The sequence below is a fragment of the Arsukibacterium perlucidum DSM 18276 genome (assembly GCF_000382165.1).
GTDB lineage: Bacteria > Pseudomonadota > Gammaproteobacteria > Enterobacterales > Alteromonadaceae > Alishewanella > Alishewanella perlucidum.
Genome location: NZ_KB907737.1, coordinates 23,673 through 30,064 on the forward strand (window position 1 = coordinate 23,673; position 6,392 = coordinate 30,064).

At 41.9% G+C, this 6,392-nt stretch carries 10 protein-coding genes; 4 read left to right on the forward strand and 6 right to left on the reverse strand.

The window, feature by feature from the left end; genetic code table 11:
- Nucleotides 1–108 precede the first annotated feature (108 nt).
- Both H141_RS0118085 and H141_RS0118090 read left to right on the forward strand, forming a co-directional pair.
- A complete protein-coding gene (locus tag H141_RS0118085) occupies nucleotides 109–663 on the forward strand; it encodes a tetratricopeptide repeat protein (RefSeq protein ID WP_019677699.1) in 555 nt (184 codons plus the stop codon).
- A 2-nt stretch (nucleotides 664–665) separates the two neighbouring features.
- Nucleotides 666–1,010, forward strand: coding sequence for a hypothetical protein (locus H141_RS0118090; protein WP_019677700.1), 345 nt, complete (start codon nucleotides 666–668; stop codon nucleotides 1,008–1,010).
- A 76-nt stretch (nucleotides 1,011–1,086) separates the two neighbouring features.
- Here H141_RS0118090 and H141_RS0118095 read toward each other — a convergent pair whose 3' ends face one another.
- The 6 genes from H141_RS0118095 to H141_RS0118120 all read right to left on the reverse strand — a co-directional run bounded on the left by H141_RS0118095 (nucleotide 1,087) and on the right by H141_RS0118120 (nucleotide 5,073).
- Nucleotides 1,087–1,431, reverse strand: a complete 345-nt coding sequence (locus tag H141_RS0118095) for a hypothetical protein (protein ID WP_019677701.1) — start codon at nucleotides 1,429–1,431, stop codon at nucleotides 1,087–1,089.
- Between the two features lie 34 nt (nucleotides 1,432–1,465).
- Entirely contained in the window at nucleotides 1,466–2,143 is a 678-nt protein-coding gene (locus tag H141_RS0118100) for a hypothetical protein (RefSeq protein WP_019677702.1), read from the reverse strand.
- A 64-nt stretch (nucleotides 2,144–2,207) separates the two neighbouring features.
- Entirely contained in the window at nucleotides 2,208–2,372 is a 165-nt protein-coding gene (locus tag H141_RS21580; protein WP_019677703.1) for a hypothetical protein, read from the reverse strand.
- Nucleotides 2,373–2,598: 226 nt separating this feature from the next.
- Nucleotides 2,599–4,485, reverse strand: coding sequence for a replication endonuclease (locus H141_RS0118110; RefSeq protein WP_240473145.1), 1,887 nt, complete (start codon nucleotides 4,483–4,485; stop codon nucleotides 2,599–2,601).
- Nucleotides 4,486–4,579: 94 nt separating this feature from the next.
- Complete coding sequence (locus H141_RS0118115; protein WP_019677705.1) at nucleotides 4,580–4,840, reverse strand: hypothetical protein; 261 nt, start codon at nucleotides 4,838–4,840, stop codon at nucleotides 4,580–4,582.
- Entirely contained in the window at nucleotides 4,840–5,073 is a 234-nt protein-coding gene (locus tag H141_RS0118120) for a helix-turn-helix transcriptional regulator (protein WP_019677706.1), read from the reverse strand. Before H141_RS0118120 ends, H141_RS0118115 begins: the two co-directional genes overlap by 1 nt.
- Nucleotides 5,074–5,454: 381 nt before the next feature.
- Here H141_RS0118120 and H141_RS0118125 point away from each other — a divergent pair, with 381 nt between their 5' ends.
- Both H141_RS0118125 and H141_RS0118130 read left to right on the forward strand, forming a co-directional pair.
- Nucleotides 5,455–5,856 carry a group I intron-associated PD-(D/E)XK endonuclease gene (locus H141_RS0118125; RefSeq protein ID WP_026349546.1) on the forward strand — a complete coding sequence of 134 codons (402 nt, stop codon included), beginning with the start codon at nucleotides 5,455–5,457 and terminating at the stop codon, nucleotides 5,854–5,856.
- 311 nt (nucleotides 5,857–6,167) lie between these two features.
- Nucleotides 6,168–6,392, forward strand: a 225-nt coding sequence (locus tag H141_RS0118130; protein WP_019676929.1) for a transposase, incomplete at its 3' end; no start/stop codon positions are given.

Here is a 6,392-nt window from a genome sequence, read left to right on the forward strand (position 1 = left end):
TAATGCAATTTAACTGTTCGGTTATTTTTTGACCTGTTGTAATGCGTAGTGATGCTAAACTGAAAAAAATATGCTTCACTAACAGCAAATCAACTAAGTGTAAATTCTATGTTTAACGACGTGCAGGACGCTTTGCGTCAGATAATCAGTGAAAACTCAGACTCTCGACTTTTACCAAAAAGCAAGCTATTGCTGGCATTGGAGCAGTTTCCATATGTTGCGGAGCTGCATTTTCTCTATGGTTCAGAGTTAGCTGAATCGGGGAAGGTTGATGATGCTGCAGCATCTTTTGGCCAGGCATTGATATTACAACCGGAAATGCACCTTGCAAGATTTCAGCTGGCGTTTTTGCACATGGTTAACGGCAATGTTGACGCGGTAATGGTGCTACTGCAACCTTTATTGAGCGATGATGAAAACCCGAGTTATCTGACCTTTTTTGCCAGAGGGTGTATAGCGGCGATGATAGGAAATACTGTTGAATGCAAAAAACTTATTGAGAAAGGCTTAGCGCTAAATAGCCAGAACGAAGCGTTAAATGCTAATATGAAGAAGTTAGTTGAGCTCGTATTGTCTGACGAACGTATTCAACAGAATGAAAGTATGGCGGACGATAGTTTCGGCTCCGTATTATTTGATATTTATACCCAGCAAAAGCATTAATTATGGTATCAAGTATTGATCGTACCAGTAAAACCCAGATCTCCAGTGGCAAGTCCAGAGAAATGGGGCAGCGCTCTCCTGCTGATAAATCGACATTGGCAACAGAAAATACGTTGCTAGATGTATTAGCACAGCATTTGGTGCACGTTCCTGTAGATCAACGTCAAGAGCATTTAGCACAGCTTTTAGTGGCTGAAGTGCTTGAAGCTAATCTGGGGTTGTCTGGCGTTAGTGAGCCTGAATACGCCAGGATGGTTGAATCAATTAAAAATAATTTGCTATCGTCTAGTGACGCTATGACTCGTATTAATCAAGCTCTTGTATTAGTTGAAGAAAAAGCTAAGTAATATATTCAACAGCTAATCGATTCACCTTGCAGTTTTTCAGACTATATAACATTTGGTTGCATGTATTAGTTGTTAGTCATTCAGGCTCTTCCGGAAGGTCTAAATCCATTTCATCAGGAATTCCCTCCCAAGAATCCTTGGATTTGCGTTTACGTTTTTTATTCTTCTTGGTTACGTCATCACCACTGAATGGCGAAGGGGCAATATGCCCCTGATTTGACTCATGCTCTGAATCTTCAGAGTAAATAGCATCACTAACGCCGTCCTGGTAATAGGGTGTATCTGGGTCAAAAAAATCATCACTGTCAGTTAAATAGTCTTCACCTGATTCATCCTTTGTTTCAGTAGATAGGGGTTTGCCGGTTTTGAGGGTGGGAGCAGCAATTGGTGCTTTGGCATATTGTTGATTTATGGCTGACACCGAGTTTGTGGTGTTATCATCGCATTCTAATGCTTCACATTAAACCAGAATCAGTGTTCACTTTGGGGCAGAATACGCAGTTGATTGCTGATAACGTAATCTCACTGCAAGAAGGGAGTTTTTTTGAGTCAGAATCCATTTGAGCATGAAACATTGTCCAAATCGCTGTGGTAGCGCAGGCTGATACTATTTTATCTTGTTCCTGAAAGGCAATTGAGTCTATAACAAGATTTAATCCAAACAGATTTACCTCATATTTTTTGGATAGGATGCTTTTTCTTTTCTTGGTAGCAAAGCTTGGATAGATTTTTAAGCAGGTTTTACCAATAAAAGTTTTTGGTAAAGGTTTAACTACGATAAATCCAAGATAGCTATCTTGGAAAGCTTGTATTGATGATGCTTCGTTTTTAATTAAGGTTTCTTGAAAATCTTCAGCATCGAAGTCATTTTTAAAAAAGTGCAATCTTGCGCATCGCTCTCCGTATCGATTAAAGCATCGGACATAGTATCTTGAATAATCCTCTAAGTAGTCTTTATCGACATACTCTGATTCCAATAATACTGTTGCAGCGCCAAGATCTTTTAGATAATTGTATATAAATTGGATCTGCCGTTTTCTATGGATATTAGGAAAATCATCACCAAAACGTTCACGGACAAGAGAGCTTAATGTTTTTTTATCAAATTCGCATACTAGATACGGAGGTTGCATACTTTTATTCCATTAAAAAAGGCAGCCTGGGCTGCCTTTAGAATTTCGTCTCGAAAACAGTTAATTACAAGTTATAACTCCGAGAGTAAAATTTGTCACTAGGTGCTAAGCTTTTAGAACGCTCTTCAAATTTTTTTTCTCGTTCTTTCTGACGATCACTAAAGCCAGCAATTGCTTTTTGCTTTAAGTCTTCTGACTTTGCAGCTTTCAAGAATTTTGCAAAATTCATGGTTCGTTTCCTTGCTCACCCAAAACAGGGCGACATATTTTATATTTAGTTGGATTAAAATTCAACAAATCAACTGAATTAGTAGTCTAAAACCGTTTGGAAATTACAAAAATGCAAACTCTACAAAAGTCAACGTAGCATCGCGGAGATTTTTTCGCAAGATTTTTTGTTGATCTATTGACGTTGTTAGTCGTGAAAGAATTCCTGCTTGTTATAACTCGTACACTTATTTACAGAACTCCAAGTTAGAGCGAAAAGCGCTTCGGTCGAATTCTATCCGCCATTGGTGCAGACGGGTGATTATGGCTTTGCCAAGGTAGCAAATGCCTTTTAGCTTGGTTGTTATAAAGCCATCGTAATAGTCGGTGCTGATTTGGCCGGTGTCGGTGTCTATCTCAATATCGTAATGCGGCCTGATGGTCTGCTCTTTACGCTTGCAGAAAACCCCACCCATTAGGGTAACAAAGCTTTGCCAGTTGCTGGTATCTGCAGCTTGATGTATTGCTGTTAGCGTAATGTCTTGCTGTTCCAGCTTGCGCAGGCGTCGCAGCTCGCGCCACACCGTTACCGATACACCACCAATTTGCTGAAACTGGCGTATGCCCCAGCAACTTGCCCAGGCTTCAACACGCTCAGCGGCTTCAATCGGGTTTTCACCATAAACACCTTCGTCCAAGTTGGCGCCGTCGATATTCTTACAAATGTACTTTGCCACATAGCCGGTGGCTGATCCCTTACTCGGGTCAATGGCAACAAATTTAACGCGGTTTTCTCTGGCTCCGGCTTCGTCGCCGTCTTCCTGAAATGCATAGTGATTAATCACTGCTCTAAACGCCTTTAAGTTCTCAGGTTCGACAAACAGCATCAAGTGCCAGTGCGGTGTGCCGTCATGCTGTGGTTCGGCCACACGCAGGCCATAAGTGCGTATTTCCTGTCGGTCGAGTTCGGCGCGTATCTTTGCCCAAATACCACATAAATATTGCTGGCCTTGGTGTGGGGTAAAGCCTTGCCAGTTTGGGTTGCGGTTGCCGCTTTTGGCATAAGCGGCGTGATACTTTGACGGACAGGTCAGGGTGATAAAGTCACCAATATGCCCCAGCTCTTTGGCAATATCTTCAAAGCCGCGCATGCGGGTCATTAACACGTTGCGCCGGTTAACTGGGTTGGAAATATTCAGGTCGTATATTTCACGTAGTGAATAGCGCTGATCATGCTCATTAACCAAGCTAATGCTTTCCAGCATTTTAAGCTGGCGCGCCTTTTGATATTTGCGGTTACTGGCGGTTATGTCACTGCAGTAAATGCCAGCGTGTTTATGCACCTTGTTTAAGTGCAGCATGCATTCTTCGGTTTTACGCACCATTAATTTACGAAGTACTCGTAACCACCAGTGCTTATCCTGCATCCGTTTAATGCAGCCGCCCACTGTATTACTTTTGTCTGGCGTTGGTGCTGTTAGCCCTAAACCGTTAATGAAGTTAGCGCATCTTTCATAGGCCAGCAATTGCGCCTCAAGCCGCAGTTGTGCGTTAACGGAATTTTCTGATTGTATGGTTTCGGTAGGGTTCGCAGCATTGCGCGCTATCGCGTTAACGGCGGCCTGATTTGAAAATTTCCGACCACTCTGTAATTGACGCGGACTTGCAGCCATTTTCGTTTCCGGAATGATTTCTGAAATTTCAGAATTTTTTTCCGGAATCAGGCGCAGTTCACTACCAAGACTTTGTTTTGCTGTTAATACATTTTCTGGCAGTTTCTGGCCATCCGCAGTATTTACTAAGGATTGGGCAAATGCAGTTTCAGAATTGCTTTCTGGAATCGTTTGGAAATTCCTGGAAATTGCAGCCGCAATTGCAGGATGATTTCCAGAAATAGCACGTAACAGTGGTTTCACCTTTTGGCGGCATATCTCAGCATATTCATCAGCAATATCCCGCAGCTCATCTTCACCAGCATTAAAGTTATGCAGTATAACTGGCGGTAATAACTGATTTAATTTATCAGTAGTGTGGCGCAGTTCGGTATTGGCCTTAACCCGATCAGTGTGCGACTTATAGCGGTTAATCAGCAATCGTTGTATGGCGACTGGAAAATGCTCAGTTCGCTGTTGCAAGAATAGCCTGTCGTCTCTTATCAGGCTGTTAAAATATGGTGCGTTTTCCGTGTCCATATTCTGTGTAATTAAGCTAATAACGGTTTGCTGAAAGTTAGCCAAGCTGCACCTCGCCACCAGTATCAGTTTTTGCGGTAAAGCGTGACCAGCGTATGCCGTATTCAAAAAACTCAGTTTCTTTTAGCAAACCATACTGATACAGCGTATTAAAAGCCGCCCTTAAGCCATTGGGCTGTGTTGTGCCTATTGTTCTGATCTGTCCGATATACCTGCCAGCATGGGTGCATAGCTCAATAAAATTGCCTTGCTGCAACCAGCGATAAAGCTGCCGTACATTAGGAGAAAGCTTTTCCATTAGTGCGTACCTCCGCACTGACTTAAATGTTCCAGCTTCTGCAGGCTGTTTAGCCAGTTATCCAGGTCGTCTTTGATGTAACGAACTGAACGGCCAATTTTGACAAATGGCGGGGCAGGGGTGCCGCTGGCGCGGTTACCTTCCATACGCGACTGCCGCAGGAAAGACCGGCTCATGCCGATATACTCAGCGGTTTCGATTTCTGATAAGACCTTTTTACTCTGTGTATTCATGAATTAGCTCCTGTGCGTTGATGAACGAGGAGATAATCCACTATGAAAAATGGTCGATTAGGTTTTTGATGAATTAATTACGTTTTTGATGAAAAATAACCTGGTTTAATCGGAGTTGACGTTTATTAACGTCTGGATTATGCTCCAACTTGATCAGGAATCGTCCTGATCGAGAAACACGCCTCAGAAGGGGCTGATAGCAGTATTAGCGAAGAGTATTGAGGATATCTCAGAAATTCGGGACTGGCCTCCGTTACTGCTCGATACAAACGATACGTTGTATAGTGCTTCTTAAATTATTAAGAGATTAACCAGAAGGTTGTCTCTGTCGTTAGCGATGTAGCCACAAAACACGCAGCGGCATTAATTTTTGGATTTACTATGCCACTTAAAACATCTCTGTTACCTTCAGAACACCAGCGTCAATATCAGAATCATTCTTTTGAAAATCTTGCTGCAAGCATGTTTATGGCTGATGGATGGGAAGTATTTCAGCCGTTTCTGGACCATGGTCGTAAAACGGATTTGCTTATTTCTGACGGACAAATTTTCTATCGGATTCAAATAAAGTCTTTAAACACGACTGATGAATCTTTCGTTGTCAAAAACCTTTGGAGCAATACTGACACCCAAATTGACTACGTTGTATACTTTTCTCAAAAGGGTAATTGGGGATACATTATTAAGCCTTTTTGCTGCGAACAAAAACGCTTAAATGCGGCTGGTGGTCAAAGGTTTCACAAGCATCTAAAGCACTTTTCACAGGCATTTGCCAAAATTTAGTTTTTTGAGGCCAAGATTTAATCTTGGCTTTTATTAGACTCTAGGTTAGTACCTAAATAAGAAAGCTCTGGCTTTTAAACATTGGTTTTTTAGGAGTCATCAGAAACCACACTTTTTTGTGTTTTTGCTAAAAATTGCTTAATACGCTTTGCAGACTGAATACTGAATGTTTGTGAAAGGGCAAATACGACAATTAAAGTGAATAGCACACCAAGACCGTACAGCGAGAGGACCTGAACGAAAGACATTGGGAGAGTATAAAAAAATCTGTGTAAGTGGCATTCTACCCATGTATTTGAAAGGAATAAAGAATGCCAGTATCAGACCAGCTTATCGATCAGTTATTAGCTGATTACAGATCCCCTGAAGACCTGCTTGGTGAGCAAGGTATCCTTAAGCAGTTAACTAAAAAGCTTGCTGAGCGTGCCCTTGAAGCTGAGATGGAGCAACATCTTGGTTATGCCAAACATGATGCTATCGGTAAAAATACCGGTAACTCTCGCAATGGTAAAAGTCGTAAATCTGTACGCAGTATT